This is a genomic window from Paenibacillus sp. FSL F4-0236, assembly GCF_038000135.1.
Lineage (GTDB): Bacteria > Bacillota > Bacilli > Paenibacillales > Paenibacillaceae > Paenibacillus_AQ.
In genome coordinates this window covers 5,196,043-5,213,594 of record NZ_JBBOBK010000001.1, presented here as the reverse complement: position 1 = coordinate 5,213,594, position 17,552 = coordinate 5,196,043, and the positions used below count along the sequence as shown (strand labels likewise).

Annotated in this window: 11 protein-coding genes, 15 tRNA genes and 2 rRNA genes; 21 read left to right on the top strand and 7 right to left on the bottom strand. The window is 46.6% G+C overall.

Annotated features, from left to right (window positions below):
* The first annotated feature begins 167 nt into the window (after positions 1 to 167).
* The 18 genes from NSQ29_RS23400 to NSQ29_RS23315 all read left to right on the top strand — a co-directional run bounded on the left by NSQ29_RS23400 (position 168) and on the right by NSQ29_RS23315 (position 5,310).
* A 23S ribosomal RNA gene (locus tag NSQ29_RS23400) occupies positions 168 to 3,096 on the top strand.
* A gap of 75 nt (positions 3,097 to 3,171) precedes the next feature.
* Positions 3,172 to 3,288: ribosomal RNA gene (gene rrf, locus NSQ29_RS23395) — 5S ribosomal RNA — on the top strand.
* A 58-nt stretch (positions 3,289 to 3,346) separates the two neighbouring features.
* Positions 3,347 to 3,423 (top strand) — tRNA-Ile (locus NSQ29_RS23390).
* Positions 3,424 to 3,426: 3 nt separating this feature from the next.
* Positions 3,427 to 3,502, top strand: a tRNA-Asn gene (locus NSQ29_RS23385).
* Positions 3,503 to 3,507: 5 nt separating this feature from the next.
* Positions 3,508 to 3,600 (top strand) — tRNA-Ser (locus NSQ29_RS23380).
* A gap of 16 nt (positions 3,601 to 3,616) precedes the next feature.
* A tRNA-Glu gene (locus tag NSQ29_RS23375) sits at positions 3,617 to 3,688 on the top strand.
* A 6-nt stretch (positions 3,689 to 3,694) separates the two neighbouring features.
* A tRNA-Val gene (locus NSQ29_RS23370) sits at positions 3,695 to 3,770 on the top strand.
* 17 nt (positions 3,771 to 3,787) lie between these two features.
* Positions 3,788 to 3,864 (top strand) — tRNA-Met (locus NSQ29_RS23365).
* Positions 3,865 to 3,936: 72 nt separating this feature from the next.
* Positions 3,937 to 4,013: transfer RNA gene (locus NSQ29_RS23360), tRNA-Met, on the top strand.
* Between the two features lie 25 nt (positions 4,014 to 4,038).
* Positions 4,039 to 4,116: transfer RNA gene (locus tag NSQ29_RS23355), tRNA-Asp, on the top strand.
* A 16-nt stretch (positions 4,117 to 4,132) separates the two neighbouring features.
* Positions 4,133 to 4,207 (top strand) — tRNA-Gln (locus NSQ29_RS23350).
* A gap of 7 nt (positions 4,208 to 4,214) precedes the next feature.
* Positions 4,215 to 4,290: transfer RNA gene (locus NSQ29_RS23345), tRNA-Lys, on the top strand.
* A 15-nt stretch (positions 4,291 to 4,305) separates the two neighbouring features.
* A tRNA-Leu gene (locus tag NSQ29_RS23340) sits at positions 4,306 to 4,389 on the top strand.
* A 6-nt stretch (positions 4,390 to 4,395) separates the two neighbouring features.
* Positions 4,396 to 4,470: transfer RNA gene (locus NSQ29_RS23335), tRNA-Gly, on the top strand.
* An 8-nt stretch (positions 4,471 to 4,478) separates the two neighbouring features.
* Positions 4,479 to 4,555: transfer RNA gene (locus NSQ29_RS23330), tRNA-Arg, on the top strand.
* Positions 4,556 to 4,585: 30 nt separating this feature from the next.
* Positions 4,586 to 4,659 (top strand) — tRNA-Pro (locus NSQ29_RS23325).
* A gap of 12 nt (positions 4,660 to 4,671) precedes the next feature.
* Positions 4,672 to 4,742 (top strand) — tRNA-Gly (locus NSQ29_RS23320).
* Positions 4,743 to 4,845: 103 nt separating this feature from the next.
* The gene (locus NSQ29_RS23315; RefSeq protein ID WP_341126197.1) at positions 4,846 to 5,310 is read left to right on the top strand and encodes a YdeI/OmpD-associated family protein; all 465 of its coding nucleotides are present in this window, start codon (positions 4,846 to 4,848) and stop codon (positions 5,308 to 5,310) included.
* 101 nt (positions 5,311 to 5,411) lie between these two features.
* On the opposite strand, the gene NSQ29_RS23310 is transcribed toward NSQ29_RS23315, so the two are convergent.
* Positions 5,412 to 5,867 (bottom strand): GreA/GreB family elongation factor, encoded by a 456-nt coding sequence (locus tag NSQ29_RS23310; protein WP_060625163.1) that lies wholly within the window; start codon positions 5,865 to 5,867, stop codon positions 5,412 to 5,414.
* A gap of 394 nt (positions 5,868 to 6,261) precedes the next feature.
* Here NSQ29_RS23310 and NSQ29_RS23305 point away from each other — a divergent pair, with 394 nt between their 5' ends.
* Positions 6,262 to 6,456 (top strand): sporulation protein Cse60, encoded by a 195-nt coding sequence (locus tag NSQ29_RS23305; protein WP_042184993.1) that lies wholly within the window; start codon positions 6,262 to 6,264, stop codon positions 6,454 to 6,456.
* A gap of 156 nt (positions 6,457 to 6,612) precedes the next feature.
* On the opposite strand, the gene katA is transcribed toward NSQ29_RS23305, so the two are convergent.
* Together katA and glgP are read right to left on the bottom strand one after the other, a co-directional pair.
* Positions 6,613 to 8,070 (bottom strand): catalase KatA, encoded by a 1,458-nt coding sequence (gene katA / locus NSQ29_RS23300; RefSeq protein WP_341061154.1) that lies wholly within the window; start codon positions 8,068 to 8,070, stop codon positions 6,613 to 6,615.
* A gap of 250 nt (positions 8,071 to 8,320) precedes the next feature.
* A complete protein-coding gene (glgP, locus tag NSQ29_RS23295) occupies positions 8,321 to 9,937 on the bottom strand; it encodes an alpha-glucan family phosphorylase (RefSeq protein ID WP_341126196.1) in 1,617 nt (538 codons plus the stop codon).
* A gap of 253 nt (positions 9,938 to 10,190) precedes the next feature.
* Here glgP and rbsK point away from each other — a divergent pair, with 253 nt between their 5' ends.
* Entirely contained in the window at positions 10,191 to 11,129 is a 939-nt protein-coding gene (gene rbsK, locus NSQ29_RS23290) for a ribokinase (protein ID WP_341126195.1), read from the top strand.
* A gap of 45 nt (positions 11,130 to 11,174) precedes the next feature.
* Positions 11,175 to 11,939: a type I 3-dehydroquinate dehydratase gene (gene aroD, locus NSQ29_RS23285; protein ID WP_341126194.1), complete on the top strand. Its 765-nt coding sequence runs from the start codon at positions 11,175 to 11,177 to the stop codon at positions 11,937 to 11,939.
* A gap of 74 nt (positions 11,940 to 12,013) precedes the next feature.
* Here the strand turns inward: aroD and NSQ29_RS23280 are convergent, their stop codons facing one another.
* The 4 genes from NSQ29_RS23280 to bglX all read right to left on the bottom strand — a co-directional run bounded on the left by NSQ29_RS23280 (position 12,014) and on the right by bglX (position 17,022).
* Positions 12,014 to 12,790 (bottom strand): MerR family transcriptional regulator, encoded by a 777-nt coding sequence (locus NSQ29_RS23280; protein ID WP_340974189.1) that lies wholly within the window; start codon positions 12,788 to 12,790, stop codon positions 12,014 to 12,016.
* 126 nt (positions 12,791 to 12,916) lie between these two features.
* Positions 12,917 to 13,669: a 3'-5' exonuclease gene (locus NSQ29_RS23275; RefSeq protein WP_341126193.1), complete on the bottom strand. Its 753-nt coding sequence runs from the start codon at positions 13,667 to 13,669 to the stop codon at positions 12,917 to 12,919.
* Positions 13,670 to 13,862: 193 nt separating this feature from the next.
* The gene (locus tag NSQ29_RS23270) at positions 13,863 to 14,831 is read right to left on the bottom strand and encodes a metallophosphoesterase family protein (protein ID WP_341126192.1); all 969 of its coding nucleotides are present in this window, start codon (positions 14,829 to 14,831) and stop codon (positions 13,863 to 13,865) included.
* Positions 14,832 to 14,862: 31 nt separating this feature from the next.
* Positions 14,863 to 17,022, bottom strand: a complete 2,160-nt coding sequence (gene bglX / locus NSQ29_RS23265; RefSeq protein ID WP_341126191.1) for a beta-glucosidase BglX — start codon at positions 17,020 to 17,022, stop codon at positions 14,863 to 14,865.
* Positions 17,023 to 17,552: the final 530 nt, after the last annotated feature.

The following is a 17,552-nucleotide window of genomic DNA, read 5'->3' as shown; positions in this document are numbered from 1 at the left end:
TAGGCCTGTTACTCACTCGTTGCTCAGTTTTGAGAGTTTAAGCTCTCATCTTTAAACTTGATCCTTGAAAACTGGATACCGAAACGAATTTGCGTTTTAGAACATCTTTTAGCAACTTGTGCAAACAAGTAAATGTTATTAGTGAGATTTTTCTTAGGAAAAATCGAGGTTAAGCTAATAAGAGCACACGGAGGATGCCTAGGCGCCAGGAGCCGACGAAGGACGTGGCGAACAACGAAACTGCCTCGGGGAGCTGTAAGCAAGCTTTGATCCGGGGGTGTCCGAATGGGGAAACCCAGCTGTGGTAATTCGCAGTTACTCATCTCTGAACACATAGGAGATGTAGAGGCAGACCAGGGGAACTGAAACATCTAAGTACCCTGAGGAAGAGAAAACAATAGTGATTCCGTCAGTAGCGGCGAGCGAACGCGGAACAGCCTAAACCTAAGAGCTTGCTCTTAGGGGTTGTGGGACGTCTCACATGGAGTTACAAAGGAATATGGTAGGTGAAGAGGTCTGGAAAGGCCCGCGATAGAGGTAAAAGCCCTGTAACCTAAACTGTGTTCTCTCCGAGACGGATCCCGAGTAGTGCGGGGCACGTGAAACCCCGTATGAATCCAGCAGGACCATCTGCTAAGGCTAAATACTACCTGGCGACCGATAGTGAAACAGTACCGTGAGGGAAAGGTGAAAAGCACCCCGGAAGGGGAGTGAAATAGAACCTGAAACCGTGTGCTTACAAAAAGTCAGAGCCCTATTTATGGGTGATGGCGTGCCTTTTGTAGAATGAACCGGCGAGTTACGTTTAACATGCAAGGTTAAGTCGAGAAGACGGAGCCGCAGCGAAAGCGAGTCTGAATAGGGCGATTTAGTATGTGGACGTAGACCCGAAACCGTGTGATCTACCCCTGTCCAGGGTGAAGGTGCGGTAACACGCACTGGAGGCCCGAACCCACGCATGTTGAAAAATGCGGGGATGAGGTGGGGGTAGCGGAGAAATTCCAATCGAACTCGGAGATAGCTGGTTCTCCCCGAAATAGCTTTAGGGCTAGCCTCGGTATAAGAGTAGTGGAGGTAGAGCACTGATTGGGTGCGGGGTCCGCAAGGATTACCAAGCTCAGTCAAACTCCGAATGCCATATACTTATTGCCGGGAGTCAGACAGTGAGTGCTAAGATCCATTGTCAAAAGGGAAACAGCCCAGACCATCAGCTAAGGTCCCCAAGTGTGTGTTAAGTGGGAAAGGATGTGGAGTTGCACAGACAACCAGGATGTTGGCTTAGAAGCAGCCACCATTGAAAGAGTGCGTAATAGCTCACTGGTCGAGTGACTCTGCGCCGAAAATGTAACGGGGCTAAACACACCACCGAAGCTATGGCTAGATACGTATGTATCTGGGGTAGGGGAGCGTTGTATGTGGGTTGAAGGTGTACCGTAAGGAGCGCTGGACAGCATACAAGTGAGAATGCCGGTATGAGTAACGAAAAGATCAGTGAGAATCTGATCCGCCGAAAGCCCAAGGTTTCCTGAGGAAGGCTCGTCCGCTCAGGGTAAGTCGGGACCTAAGGCGAGGCCGAAAGGCGTAGTCGAAGGACAACAGTTTGAAATTACTGTACCACCGTAATCCGCTATGAGCGATGGGGTGACGCAGGAGGGTAGTGACGCGGACTGATGGATATGTCCGTCTAAGCAGTGAGGCTGATGTGTAGGCAAATCCGCACATCATTAAGGCTGGGCTGTGATGGGGAGCGAAAATTATAGTAGCGAAGGTCATGATCTCACACTGCCAAGAAAAGCCTCTAGCCAGGAGAAGGTGCCCGTACCGCAAACCGACACAGGTAGGCGAGAAGAGAATTCTAAGGCGCGCGGAAGAACTCTCGTTAAGGAACTCGGCAAAATGACCCCGTAACTTCGGGAGAAGGGGTGCCCCGGTAGTGTGAATAGCACGAGGGGGCCGCAGTGAAAAGGCCCAAGCGACTGTTTAGCAAAAACACAGGTCTGTGCGAAGCCGCAAGGCGAAGTATACGGGCTGACGCCTGCCCGGTGCTGGAAGGTTAAGGGGAGTGGTTAGGGGTAACCCGAAGCTATGAACCGAAGCCCCAGTAAACGGCGGCCGTAACTATAACGGTCCTAAGGTAGCGAAATTCCTTGTCAGGTAAATTCTGACCCGCACGAATGGCGTAACGACTTGGGCGCTGTCTCAACGAGAGATCCGGTGAAATTTTAATACCTGTGAAGATGCAGGTTACCCGCGACAAGACGGAAAGACCCCATGGAGCTTTACTGCAGCTTGATATTGAATTTGGGTACGATCTGTACAGGATAGGTGGGAGCCGTAGAAATCGGAGCGCAAGCTTCGGTGGAGGCGCCGTTGGGATACCACCCTGATCGTATCTAGGTTCTAACCTAGTACCCTTACCGGGTACGGGGACCGTGTCAGGCGGGCAGTTTGACTGGGGCGGTCGCCTCCTAAAGAGTAACGGAGGCGTTCCAAGGTTCCCTCAGAATGGTTGGAAATCATTCGAAGAGTGCAAAGGCATAAGGGAGCTTGACTGCGAGACCTACAAGTCGAGCAGGGACGAAAGTCGGACTTAGTGATCCGGTGGTACCGCATGGAAGGGCCATCGCTCAACGGATAAAAGCTACCCTGGGGATAACAGGCTTATCTCCCCCAAGAGTCCACATCGACGGGGAGGTTTGGCACCTCGATGTCGGCTCATCGCATCCTGGGGCTGAAGTAGGTCCCAAGGGTTGGGCTGTTCGCCCATTAAAGCGGTACGCGAGCTGGGTTCAGAACGTCGTGAGACAGTTCGGTCCCTATCTGTCGTGGGCGCAGGAAATTTGAGAGGAGCTGTCCTTAGTACGAGAGGACCGGGATGGACGTACCGCTGGTGCACCAGTTGTTTCGCCAGAAGCATGGCTGGGTAGCTACGTACGGACGGGATAAGCGCTGAAAGCATCTAAGCGTGAAGCCCCCCTCAAGATGAGATTTCCCAATTAGTAAGACCCCTTGAAGACGACGAGGTAGATAGGTTGGAGGTGGAAGTGCAGTAATGCATGGAGCTGACCAATACTAATCGGTCGAGGGCTTATCCTATACTTAAAATGCAAATTCAATTCGGATTCAGTTTTCAGGCGACTCAAGCCTGAGCATTTACGATGTAAATGCCCGTTTGGTGGCGATAGCGGAGGGGTTCCACACGTACCCATCCCGAACACGACCGTTAAGCCCTCCAGCGCCGATGGTACTTGGACCGAAGGGTCCTGGGAGAGTAGGACGTCGCCAAGCGGACAACCACATTACCCGTGGTATTTTTTTTGCCCTTAATATTGATGTGTCTTAAAAAGGGCCTTTAGCTCAGCTGGTTAGAGCGCACCCCTGATAAGGGTGAGGTCGGTGGTTCGAGTCCACTAAGGCCCACCATATTCCCTGATAGCTCAGTTGGTAGAGCACTCGACTGTTAATCGAGTTGTCACAGGTTCGAGTCCTGTTCGGGGAGCCATTTATGGAGAGGTGTCCGAGTTTGGCCGAAGGAGCACGATTGGAAATCGTGTAGGCGCCACAAGCGTCTCGAGGGTTCGAATCCCTCTCTCTCCGCCATAAAGTTTATTAGCATGGCCCGTTGGTCAAGGGGTTAAGACACCTCCCTTTCACGGAGGTAACATGGGTTCGAATCCCATACGGGTCATAACATGGAGGCTTAGCTCAGCTGGGAGAGCATCTGCCTTACAAGCAGAGGGTCGGGGGTTCGATCCCCTCAGCCTCCACCATATTCATTTAAGAACGACGCGGGGTGGAGCAGCCCGGTAGCTCGTCGGGCTCATAACCCGAAGGCCGCAGGTTCAAATCCTGCCCCCGCAACCAAATTTTCCTTAAGCATGATGTTTTGGGACTAGCTGGCGTAGTGTAAATGAATAGTATATAATTATTAAATGACGCGGGGTGGAGCAGCCCGGTAGCTCGTCGGGCTCATAACCCGAAGGCCGCAGGTTCAAATCCTGCCCCCGCAACCAATTTACTCTTATGCATTATGTCTATGGAACCGTGGTGTAGTTGGCCTAACATGCCTGCCTGTCACGCAGGAGATCGCGAGTTCGAATCTCGTCGGTTCCGCCATTTAGTTAATTATTGTTGGGGATTAGCCAAGCGGTAAGGCAACGGACTTTGACTCCGTCATGCATAGGTTCAAATCCTATATCCCCAGCCATTTATGAGAGCCATTAGCTCAGTTGGTAGAGCACCTGACTTTTAATCAGGGTGTCGAAGGTTCGAGTCCTTCATGGCTCACCATTATTTTCAAAGTGTGCGCGTGTGGCGGAATGGCAGACGCACCAGACTTAGGATCTGGCGTTTCACGACGTGGGGGTTCAAGTCCCTTCACGCGCACCATATTTTGCGGAAGTGGCTCAGCGGTAGAGCATCGCCTTGCCAAGGCGAGGGTCGCGGGTTCGATTCCCGTCTTCCGCTCCATAATTTTTGCGCCCTTAGCTCAGCTGGATAGAGCGTTTGACTACGAATCAAAAGGCCGGGAGTTCGAATCTCTCAGGGCGCGCCATTTTTATTACTAAGTAATTACATGTTTTGACGGGATGTAGCTCAGCTTGGTAGAGCACCTGGTTTGGGACCAGGGGGTCGCATGTTCAAATCGTGTCATCCCGATTTTATACCTTTGCGGGTGTAGTTCAATGGTAGAACTTCAGCCTTCCAAGCTGATAGCGTGGGTTCGATTCCCATCACCCGCTTATAATTAAGAAACATCTGCCTATTATAGGCAGGTGTTTTTTTTGTATAGTTACATTCATATGGATACAATAGAACTTAGGGCTTTTAGTTGAGGAGGTAGCAATGTTTGAATTTGAAGCTAAATTAGTGCGACCTGATGCAAGTGGGAGCTGGACTTATCTTAACGTCCCTTTTGATGCCGAACAAATATTTGAAACAAAGTCCAGAATACAGGTAAAAGGAAGTGTAAATGGAATCCCCTATAGAGGAACGCTTATGCCCCATGGAAACGGAAAGCATTTTATGGTGGTAAAGAAGGAACTACGGGATCTAGCCAAAGCTCAACCTGGTGATATTGTGCAGGTGACGATGGAGCAAGATCATCAATTACGGGAGGTAGAAGCCCCAGAGGATTTCCTTGATGCGTTGAGTAGCCATGAGCAGGCAGAAGCTTATTATAACGGTCTGGCTTATTCTTATCAGAAGGAATATGTATCTTGGATCGAAACGGCGAAAAGACCTGAAACCAGAGCATCTCGTATCGAAAAATCAGTCAGTAAACTGGGTGAAGGATTGAGGCTCAAATAAAAGTATGAAGAAGTGCTTAACAGGCTGAATAGATGAACAGCGTCCTCTTCCATAAGATTGGAAAGGGACGCTGTTAATGTTGGTGATATGTGCGAGTGGGCTTAAATAAGAACGGCCACCTCACCACAATTCACAAACTTAATACTTTCGATTTTTACTGATAACTCACCTGAAGGAATAGCTAGCTGACATGTACTGCCGATCTGAGCTAACAGCAGCTGCATGCCAATAGGCGAGAACATTGAAATCTTGTTATCATTGGGTTCTGCCTGGTTTGGAAATACGATGGTGTAGGTATCTGTAGTATTGTCGTCTAAGTAGCGTAGCTGAAGCTGACTTCCAATCAATACGAGTGAATTCAATTCTTCACCATTGAAACGGGAAAGTAATTGTTCCAGCTCGGAGCAATAACGGGACAACAGCGTTTCAGCATTACTTCTTTGTTTGCTTCGTTCCGGGAAATACTGATTTAGAAATGCGATTTTTTCCTCATCAAAATAAATAAGCTGCTGGACCAGTTGTGTCCTTGAGCCTTCATAAATTAGACTATGGTTCATAGTAGATTTCACCCCCTCTAAGTAGCACATTCTTTGCAAATTTGTTATGACGCGTTGCCATATTAAAATCCCTCCTATACAAATAGAGGTCCCCTAGAGGGAACCTTCTGATCAGTATAACAGCTTCTATATGTAAATCCAATCCATTTTGCAAAGGCAATAAATTCTTACTAAATATTGTATTTAAAACGTTTGACTATTGTATAGTTGGGTGCTATGATAGGCTGATGTTATAGGCATTTCGTAGAAAACTGCGGAATGCCTATACTATATTTCGAAGATAATTTTACATTAAATGTTACCAGGGGAGTGATACGCCATGTACATTTCGTTGAGTTCACCTATAGAATCTAGACATAAAAAGTAACTATAATTTATTAAAGGAGAGATCAGGATGATTCAAGTAAAAGAGTTTGTAGATGCTGATAATTCGTATGCTGAGAATAAGGCGAATGAGTTCTTGGCAGGGCTGCGTGAGGAACAGGTTGTGAATATCTGTTACGGTTCGGTAGTCAAATCTTCACGTGATGGGGCAGAGCATCAAAGAAGCAGTATACTGGTCGTGTATAAGACAAATGAAGGGCAATAACTGGAATACTTTTTTTTCGTGCTTATCTGTTGTCTCCACGCTATGCATCGTGATCGTTCTTATATATTATATGTTTTAGCTTTTCTTATGAAAAAAGAGGACCTTTCCCATTTACGGGTAAAGGTCCTCTTTGATTGTATAAGTGCAATTACAGTCTTATAATTCGCCTGGGACGGATAATCCTAAACCGGATGCAACACGCTGTCCCAGTTCTGGATCAGCTTTATAGAAATGAACAATTTGACGAAGTTTAATATCGTTACTTTCAACTGGTGTCATAGCGCCTACGATATTTTGAACAAGACGGGTACGTTCTTCTTCACTCATCAGGCGATACAAGTCACCAGGCTGTGTATAATGGTCATCACTATTATAGGAGACACTGTCGGCATTTCCAGATACTTCGAAAGGTGATGTTTTGTACTGTGGTGCTTCTTTAGGTCCGCCTAAGCTGTTAGGCTCATAATAGGCACCGGATCCGCCATTGTTGCCGAGTGCCATGCCACCGTCACGTTGATAGTTCTTCACTTCTACTTTTGGACGGTTGATAGGCAGGCTGTTATGGTTAGGACCTACACGGTGACGATGAGCATCGCCGTAAGCAAACAGTCGACCCTGTAGCAATTTATCAGGAGAAGCTTCAATACCAGGGACAAAAGAGCCAGGAGAGAACGTAACTTGCTCTACTTCCGCGAAGTAATTCTCTGGATTGCGATCCAGTACCATGCGGCCAACCTCAATTAATGGATAATCTTTTTGCGACCATACTTTGGTTACATCGAATGGATCAAAGCGGTAAGTGTTCGCATCTTCGATCGGCATAATCTGCACGTAGAGCTTCCACGCTGGGAAATCTCCTTTATCAATAGCATTGAACAAGTCTTCTGTATGATAATCTGGGTTCTCCCCAGCTATTTTGGCGGCAAGATCTGGAGCAAGGTTCTTAATGCCTTGTTCTGTTTTGAAATGATATTTCACCCAGACGGTATTGCCTTCGGCATTTACCCATTTGAAGGTGTGGCTTCCGAACCCGTGCATATGTCTCAACGTAGCTGGGATTCCGCGATCTGACATCAAAATCGTAACCTGATGTAGAGATTCCGGCGATAAAGACCAGAAGTCCCAAACCGCATTAGGGTTCTTTAAGTGTGTCTGTGGATCACGCTTCTGTGTATGAATAAAGTCGGGGAACTTGATTGCATCACGAACGAAGAATACAGGTGTATTGTTACCTACGAGATCATAGTTTCCTTCTTCGGTATAGAACTTCACAGCAAAACCACGTGGGTCTCTTACAGTATCAGCAGAACCTAGCTCCCCAGCTACCGTTGAGAAACGGATGAACATTGGGGTACGCTTGCCTACCTCAGATAAAAAATTAGCTTTTGTATATTGAGTTAAATCCTGAGTGACCTCAAAATACCCATGAGCGCCAGCACCCTTAGCATGAACGACACGTTCAGGAACACGTTCTCTGTTAAAGTGGGCTAATTTTTCAAGCAGATGGACATCTTGCAGCAAAGTAGGACCACGATCACCGGCTGTCATTGAATTTTGATTGTCGCCTACTGGAGCACCCCAGCTGGTCGTAAGATTATTATTATTGGAGCTCATTAATAGAATCACCTCGTAAGATTTGATTTTAGATTTAGTATAAGTTCTATATTAATGTTTTTTGGGGAAAATGCAACACTTTTTGAATAATTGACACATTACAGTATGTGGTAATCGTCGTCCCATTCAGATATATATGATAGATAGAGTGATTAATTACTAAGCAGAGTTAAAAAAGAAACAGCGCACCTCTACCATCACTGGAGGGTGCGCTGTTCTATTTTGATATAGGAATATCCGTTTTCTGTACTTAGTTTTTAATGTACATTCTGTTATAGTATTCATCCAGCATTCTTTTGGTGGCAAATTCGGTGCGAGTGGTTTCGATACTCTTCTTCATCATTTGTACCCACTGTTCACGATTCTCATAATAGGTTGGGAGTACTCGATTCAATAGGGTGTCGTATAGCGCATCACTATCATGCTTATCCAGAACCTCGAAGTCAGTAGTCTCGAAGCCGTCTCCGATCTGCCAGCCATTCTCGCCATCTATACAGGCTTCCGGCCACCAGCCATCTAGAATAGAGCAGTTCAATACGCCGTTCATGGCTGCCTTCATCCCGGAGGTACCACTTGCTTCCAATGGTCTACGCGGATTGTTGAGCCAAATATCAGAACCGCGTGTCAGCTGTGCGCCGATAGTCATATCGTAATTCTCCAAGAAGACAACACTCTTCGGATATTTTTTCATCATCGCCACTAAATTGCTGACGATTTTTTTGCCGTTATCATCGAGTGGATGGGCTTTGCCAGAGAAGACGATTTGTATTTTGCCGGACTCCAGATAAGGCTCAATAATTTCCGGCTGCGAGAAGATCAGGTCACTGCGTTTATAAGGAGCAGCTCTGCGTGAGAAGCCAATGAGTAGATTGTCAGCATTTAGACTAATGCCGGACCGTTCTTTGATGAAATCAATCAGTTCACCCTTAATTTCTTTATGCACTGCCCATAAATCGCCATTTTGTTCATAGGCTTGTGTCATTCTTTCATCTACCCAGGTAGGGGTATGAATGGCATTAGTAATGCCAATGATGTCCGATCTTCCGGCAACCTCTTTCCACATCTTATTGGCTGTATCCGCATGAAGCTGAGCCACTGCATTAGAAATACGGGAGAGTCGCAGACCGGCAACCGTCATGTTGAACGGCTCACCACCGATACGCTCCATCTGGTCGCGGGTTAAGCCATTGAATGCACTCATATACTCTAGGCGGTCGAGTGGATGGGTTTCGTTGCCTTCTTTTATCGGCGTATGTGTAGTGAACACAACCTCTTCCCGAGTAGCTTTCCAAGCTTCCTCAAAGGTGCTGCCTCCGGACATCTTCTCACGAATGAGTTCGATGGCTGCTAAGGCTGCATGGCCTTCATTGAAATGATAGACATCAATCGGAATGCCGAGAGCACGCATAGCTTTTACTCCGCCGATCCCGAGTACGATCTCTTGAGCGATCCGTTCCTCACCGAACCAGCCGTACAATTGTCCAGTAATCCATGCATCATTATTCTCGGGGATATCCGTATCCAGTAAATACAACGTGCTGTTGCCAAAATAATCAGTCTTCCATACTTTGCACACCACATCGGTCTTTCTGACTTTTACAGTTACCTTCACCCCTGTATCTTCAAGAAAATCATAAACATAATTGTGATAGGAGTCGTATGGATTACCGTTCGCATCAATTTTTTGATCCGTATAACCTTGTTTCCACTTCAGCCCGATAGGGATGATAGGAGCATTGATGTCTTTAGCTCCCTTAATGTAGTCACCGGCGAGAATTCCAAGCCCTCCAGCATACATTTTAAAATCGGAATGTAACCCGTACTCCATACTGAAATAAGCTACTGATGGTAATTTTTGTTCGTTCACTTGATAAGCCTCCTAATCGCGGATTAGATTGAATTGCAGTAAAGCTGCTGGCATTATCTACGATGCAAACGTTTGCTCAAAAAACAGTCATCAATCGTTGTGGAAGCGATTGCACCATCATTCTAGCACACTTTATCTACAAAAGCATAACGTCAATTTGGTGAAAATAGCCAATTAGGGGCAAAATCAACGGAAGTGATTGATAAAGTGAAGGGAAGACCCTAAGATAAAGAGATTGAAGAAATAATTATTGGTGGTGTTTAAGTTGGGTATAGTTGTGATTGGAAGCTTAAATATGGATATGGTAGTACGTACGAACCGGGCACCGAATGCAGGAGAAACGCTTATGGGACAAGCATTTGCTCTATCTCCCGGTGGAAAAGGAGCGAATCAAGCCGTTGCCGCAGCACGTCTGGGTGCTGAGGTTAGTATGATCGGCAGCGTCGGAAAAGATACCTTTGGAAGCGAAATGCTGGAGATTATTAAGCAGGAAGGTATTCATATAGAACATATCTCAGTGAGTGAAACTGAGGCAACAGGTGTAGCTTCAATCGTTATTGAAGAAGATGGAGAGAATCGGATTATCGTTGTACCCGGAGCGAATATTGATCTCTTTGCAGAGGATATACAGGCGTTAGAGACTGTAATCAGCCAGGCTGAGATGATTGTGATGCAGCTTGAAATGGAACTGGCGATGAGTGAGCATGCTATTGCTATTGCCCATGGTTATGGGATTCCAATCATTTTAAATCCTGCACCAGCCAGAAGGCTTAAGGATGAGATGTTAAGTCAAGTAACCTATTTGACGCCAAATGAGACGGAAGCAGGAATTCTAGCTGGGATGACTGTCGATAGTATAGAGACGGCTGAGCGGGCTGCCCGTATTTTGCTGCAAAAAGGTGTTAAAAATGTGATCGTAACCTTGGGATCTAAAGGCGCACTGATCGTTAATGCTGAAGGCGCTAAGTCAGTTCCTGGATTCCCGGTCAAGGCGATAGACACGGTTGCTGCCGGAGACTCATTCAATGGGGCATTAGCCCAGCAATTGGTCTTAGGCAAAACGTTGGAGGAGGCAGTGAGCTTCGCTAATGCTGTTGGAGCACTGGCTGTAGGGAAAGAAGGCGCGATCCCATCGCTGCCGCAGTTATCAGAGGTTGAACAGTTTCTAAAACATGTATCGGCAGTAAAATAAACAATACAGAATCTATAGCAGACGACTGGATAAGGGGCTGAAATAATGAGCAGGACAGTAATCGTTAAAAATGTGATCATTGGCGAAGGAATCCCTAAAATATGTGTTCCGTTGATTGGAGCTACCTTGTCTGAACTAAAACAGGAAGCCGAATCATTAAAAGAGCTTAGTCCCGATTTAGTGGAGTGGCGGACGGATTTTTTTGATGAAGTTGAAGACGTAGAGGCGGTCAATTTAGCACTAAAAGAAATCCATTCTGTAATTCCAGAGTTACCGCTGATTTTTACTTTTCGGAGTGCCAAAGAAGGCGGCGAGAAGCAGGTTAGCACAGAATATTACATAGCACTGAATATAGCTGCAGCTGAAAGTGGTCTAGTAGATATAATTGATGTTGAATTATTCAATGAGGAACAGGATGTAAAGCTACTAGTCGAGACTGCTCATACTCATAACGTGTCTGTCATTATCTCGAATCATGATTTTCATGGAACACCTTCTCAAGAGGAGATCATCTCGCGATTACGCAAGGCACAGGAGCTTGGCGGGGACTTGCCTAAAATCGCGGTGATGCCTCAGGATGCGGGGGATGTACTGACTTTACTAGAAGCTACCCATATGATGAAAGAACAATATGCAGATCGCCCGATTATTACAATGTCCATGGCGGGAGCTGGGGTCATTAGCCGTCTAGCCGGTGAAATATTCGGTTCAGCGCTTACCTTTGGAGCGGCGCATAAGCCCTCTGCGCCTGGACAGGTAGCTGTGGTTGAGCTGCGAAATATACTGTCACTGCTGCATCGCAGTCTATAGGAGCTATCAGTGAGGTTCAGATAATAGAAATAGAGCGGCGACCGGATTTCCGGTGCCGCTCTATTTCTATTTTATTATTTTGTTCCCGTGTATACGTGAACGGCATCTCTTAGGAACGCTGCAAGTCCAGGGCGATGCTTGTCGTAGTACTTGGTAAAACGTTCATCATCCACATACATTTGCGCGACACCGGCATGTGCCTCTTTGGAATAGGAATCCCAGTAGAAGGAGAGCCACTGGCGGTGTAGATCAGCACTTTTTTGCGCCAATACACTGGCAGGATCTCCATGCTCCATCGCTTGCACAAGTGTCTCGAACATTTCCTCCTCAAGCTGCTGTATAGCCGCATATTGTTCTTCAGTCATACCTTTAAGCTTCTTGTTGGATTGTTCTACGGTGCTGTCCCCATATTTCTCCCGTATTTCTTGACCGTATTTCTTCTCGTTATCCTCTACCAGCTTTTGCTTGAAGCCTTCGAATTTTTCAGCGTCACTCATAGTCATTCTCCCTTCTTGGTGAGCCAGCGTCTGTTCGACGTTAGCGATTAATAGATCTAATTGATGTCTCTTTTCAAGCAGCTTGTCATGATGCTCCCGTAGCGCTTTGGCTCCGTCGAATGACGGTTCAGTCATAATAGCTTTGATACGTTCCAGACTTAAGCCAAGCTCTCGATAAAATAAAATTTGCTGTAGAAGATCTACTTCGGTGCGGCCATAGATACGATACCCCGAGGAGTTGATTCTCGCCGGCTTAAGAATGCCAAACTCGTCGTAGTAGCGCAGGGTTCGCGTACTGATTCCAGCTAGCTCAGCGAGCTTCTGTACTGTGTATTCCGTAGTATCACCTCCCACAAATTCAATGTACACCTTTACGTAGCGTGAAGGTCAAATGTTTTTTTAGCGTATCCCAAACAGCGGCAGTTACCCGCTGAAGATCATTGGGAAGACTGCCGCTGCTATGATTTGCTGATGTTGAAGTTATTTTTGACCCATCTGCACCGCAAAATAATTCTGTAATTCCTCTAATTTGCGAGAATCAGCTAGGGTTGTTTTGTCTGAGAAGTAATGTTCGAGAACAAGGTCCCAGGTAGGTACTATTTTTTGTGAGTTCATCGCTTTAATGGCGACTTTGACCGTCTTGCGTTCTTTGGCATTAGAAAAGGTATCTACGTAATGCTGTGAGCGCTCAAAATCCAGATCCTTAAACACAGCGCGGAAGATTTCCGAAGTCATCTTTGCGTCATCCAACGCACGGTGAGCAGATCCAGACGGTTCAAGTTCAAATAAAGCCATCGCACCTTCGACACTGATATCATTGCTTAGGCCACGAGCTCGCAGCACACCCTTCAGTAAATCAAAATACGTTGCGGACATCCAGTAGGAATCGTCCATTTTGTGCATACGCACATCCTGAATGATTCGCTTCATGTCCTCGCCGCCCCAAGTAAGCAGCAGCACTCCGTCCGTACTTAGATCAAGCCACTCTCTAAACGCAGTGATTACTTTCGGAAAGCGGGCTGCGATATCGATTTCCTCTTGAGGAATACCGGTTTTTTTCTTAATGAAAGAATTAAGGGTGGAGAAATATATGGGTTTGATCAAGGAAGAAAATTCATCCTTATACTGCAATGAAGAGTCTAACCGGACAGCTCCAATTTCAATGACCTCCATAGGGTGCTCGCTGGCAAACTTACGGCCGTTGAATTCGATGTCCAGAATAATATAATCCACAGGTACTTGCCTCCGTTCCATGACTGACGCTGTAGTGCTTAATACGTCGACTACTCTATTTTAACAAAAAAAGCGATGTAATGGGGAATATGGGAACAAGCTAATATTGGAACATAAAAAAGAACCAGCACTATGCGGGTTCTTTTTATAACTATTAATGAGCAAAAAGATTGCAGACAATAAAGTAAGACGATTAATGTTCTGAACCGGCAGCAGGTTCAGGCTGATGAATTGGCTGTTCCAGCAGGACAGATCCGTCTTCAAGACGAAGCCAGGTATCGAAGTCTTGGGTGCCTTGGGTCAGTCTGATGACGCGTGCGCCCCGCATAAAGCCTTCTTTTCCATAAGTATTGTAGCCGGTAGCACGGCCATAGGAAAGACGTATGCCATACAGGCTGCCCGTAAAATCATTGATATGGTCATGTCCGCAGAAGGTGCCCAGCACATCACCCATTTCAAGCAAAGCCGAGAATAATCCCGAGTTAACCTCAGGTGAGCATACACGCTCATACTTATACCCATGACAGACTTGTGTAGACCAGACCTCACGATATTCGGGAATCGGGATATGGAAGAAAGCTAATGCAGGCAGCCTGTTCTCAGCAGTTTTAGGATTCAATCTAGCGGATTCAGCAGTTAGCCAGTCAATCTGATTTCGGCTAACCCAATTGTAGCCAGGGATATGCTCCATCTCGGAGTAGCTGCCGGAGTCAACAAAATAAAGGACAGCGGCCGCATGGCCATCCTGATCTTTTATTTCAAGTGTGTAATTGCCTGAGCCTTCAAGATCCTCTGGACCGGCTTCGGCCAGACAGTGGGGATGTTCCAATGCAATCTGCATCAGTTCACTGCGGGAAATCAGGGTTTCTGTATCATGGTTGCCAAATACGAAGGCCCAAGGGGTACCTGTTTTCTCAACAGCAGCGACAGCATCCCGAAATGCTTGGGCAGGGTCTTCACACGCCTGTTCACCAGGTGAGACAGGGGCAGTGTAAATCAGATCTCCCGTGAAGACCACAAGATCAGGTTGTTCCGCTTCCAGAACGCGTTCCATCAGTTCCCGAGTACGCTGATCTTCGGCTCTTCCATCCATCCAGTGAAGATCAGTGAACTGTACAATTTTCAAGGTTCCATCTTGCTGAAATGATAAGCTGTGTCTCATTGGGGGGTATCTCCCTTACTGTGTAATATTGTTAGCCGATCCAGATCCGCTGTGTGAAATGATCTCCGGAGTTTCTACCAATCATAATATCAAATTCTCCGGGCTCGTAGACCAATTGATCGTCTTTTCCGTAGAACATTAGCATATCTCTAGTGATCTCGAAAGAAACTACTTGTTTCTCATGCGCTGCGAGTGTAATTTGCCGGAAGCCCTTTAGTTCTTTGACCGGGCGAACGACACTTGCGCTGACGTCATGGATATAGAGTTGAACGGTTTCCTTACCGGCGATGTCTGAAGTATTCTCCACCTCAATGGAGGCAACAATCCGACCCTTAGCATCAACATTGAAGTTGCTGTAATCAAAACTGGAATAGCTCAGACCATAGCCAAAGCAGAAGAGAGGGTCATTAGGGCAATCCAGATATCGAGTTACATATCGTACATTGGGATATAGGGGATCATAGGGACGCCCCGTCTGATAGGCATTGTAATAGATAGGAATTTGTCCAACCGAGTAAGGGAAGCTCATAGATAAACGACCGGATGGATTATAATCTCCGAACAGCACATCAGCTAGTGAGTTTCCGGATTCTGTACCCAGAAACCAGGCTTGCAGCAAAGCGTCGCTGGCCTCAAGAACAGGGGTTAGTTCCAGTGGTCGGCCGCTAAATACAACGGTAACAATCTTTTTGCCGGTATCTTTCAAACGCCAGATCAGCTTCTCCTGATTGGTCGACAAGCGCAGATTGGTTTTGCTTCCGCCTTCCCCGGTATCCTGCTGATTCTCACCTACAGCAGCGAGAATTACATCGCAATCCTTTAGGCGCTGGAAGGCTTCTTCGATTTCATCCTCAACATCAAAAACACCCTCCAGCATGCTTCCCAGCTCACCAGTCATGGCCGTAATAATATCTGCGGCAGATGTTTTTTGAGAAATGCCGTTGTAGAGTGATACGGCCGGGTCTTTTTCCGTTCCAGACCAGCCGCCCAGCACATGAATAGAGGTAGCGAAGGGACCAGCCAATCCAATCTTCATACCGCGTTTAAGGGGCAGAGCGTCATTGTCATTTTTCAGCAGTACCACTGAGCTGGCACCCAGCTCTCTAGCTGCTTGCAAATTCTCCGTGCTCGGCGTGGGCGCCTCATCTACTAACGGGTCTGCATCCTTGAACGGATTGTCAAACAAGCCGAGGGCATCCTTAAGTTCCAGCACTCGGATAACGGCTTCATCGATCAAAGAGACATCCAGCTTGCCTTCCTCGACCAGACCGGCACCGTGGTTTAGATAATGGGTGGACATCATTTCAATATCAAGTCCAGCAGCTATACTTTTCTCCGCTGCTTCACGGCCATCCTCAGCTGCACCATGGGGGATTAGCTCATTGACGGAATTGAAGTCGGCAATGGTAACGCCGTTGAAGCCCCATTCCTCACGCAAAATTCCCCGGAGAAGTTTGGAATTACCGCTTGCTGGTATGCGGTCAATCGTATTGAATGCGGCCATCACCATGGCTACACCAGCATCTACAGCAGCTTTATAGGCTGGTAGATAGAACTCACGTAATACGCCGAGGGACATATCTACCGTATTGTATTCACGACCGCCTTCGGGAGCGCCGTAACCGGCGAAGTGCTTCACACAGGCAGCGATCCGCCCTTTTTCTTTTAGGTCTTTGCCCTGATAGCCCCGTACCATGCTCTCAGTTACACGGGCATTTAGATAAGGATCCTCACCGGATGTCTCCATCACCCGTCCCCAGCGCGGATCGCGTACGAGATCCGTCATAGGTGAGAAAGTGAGATGGATGCCGGCAGCTGCGCTCTCTTTGGCTGCAATTTCAGCAAATCGTTCGCAAGCTTCCATATCAAAGCTACAACCTATCGCAAGCGGGATCGGAAGAATTGTTCTGTAGCCATGAATGACATCCGCCATGAAGAGCAGAGGAATCTTCTGACGACTGGCTTGCAAATGCCGGGTCTGCAGATCAATCACATTTCTGGCTCCAATACCGTTCAGAACACTTCCGATGTTCTCCATTACTTGTGGCTGAATGTTCAGTTCTTTAAATGGGCCGGTTAAATCCACGGTATCATCCAAGCCCCAATAGTGAGGGCCTAGCTGGGTTAATTGGGCCAGTTTTTCTTCCAGAGTCATATCGTTCACAAGATCTTGGATAAAAGATTTAGTCATGGTTAACACCTTCCTCGTGAGCGCATTGATAGTTATTGTGAAAATTAGATGTGCTATACCAATAAGAAAGCGCTTGCGATTTCTGTTCGCCGCTACTTTAAGCGGGAGAGGATTCCGAGTAAAGGATAGCTTTCAATACCCTGTTCCGTGTGCATACGCAGATTAATATTATTGGATGAGACATGTAATAGATCGGTACGGGGAGTTCAACGTCAGACGTCATAGATAGAGGCTGACATGTTTATGAAAGAACAGATAGAAACGTTTCCATAAACGATACATATCGATCTTAGTCCGAAGGCCATAAAAAGTCAATTATCTTCGTGAAATCGGCCGATTCATTATATTTAGGTTGTAAAATGTGATTTTTATTACTAGAAAAACAAAAATAAAATGAATTGACAGCGCATACATCTAGGGAGTATGATTTTCGTACAGGGAGTTTCAAAGAAATTATGGAAACGTTTCTATATCATCCGATACGCTTTATCATAAAGGATGAGCAATCAGTTTTAAGCTGGTTGCGGGAC

Bases quoted from the DNA above. Each gene is read 5' to 3' on its own strand.
- NSQ29_RS23305 (WP_042184993.1), top strand. From the start codon at position 6,262: ATGATTCAAGTAAAAGAGTTTGTAGATGCTGATAATTCGTATGCTGAG.
- NSQ29_RS23310 (WP_060625163.1), bottom strand. From the start codon at position 5,867: ATGAACCATAGTCTAATTTATGAAGGCTCAAGGACACAACTGGTCCAG.
- NSQ29_RS23315 (WP_341126197.1), top strand. From the start codon at position 4,846: ATGTTTGAATTTGAAGCTAAATTAGTGCGACCTGATGCAAGTGGGAGC.
- bglX (WP_341126191.1), bottom strand. From the start codon at position 17,022: ATGACTAAATCTTTTATCCAAGATCTTGTGAACGATATGACTCTGGAA.
- katA (WP_341061154.1), bottom strand. From the start codon at position 8,070: ATGAGCTCCAATAATAATAATCTTACGACCAGCTGGGGTGCTCCAGTA.
- aroD (WP_341126194.1), top strand. From the start codon at position 11,175: ATGAGCAGGACAGTAATCGTTAAAAATGTGATCATTGGCGAAGGAATC.
- NSQ29_RS23270 (WP_341126192.1), bottom strand. From the start codon at position 14,831: ATGAGACACAGCTTATCATTTCAGCAAGATGGAACCTTGAAAATTGTA.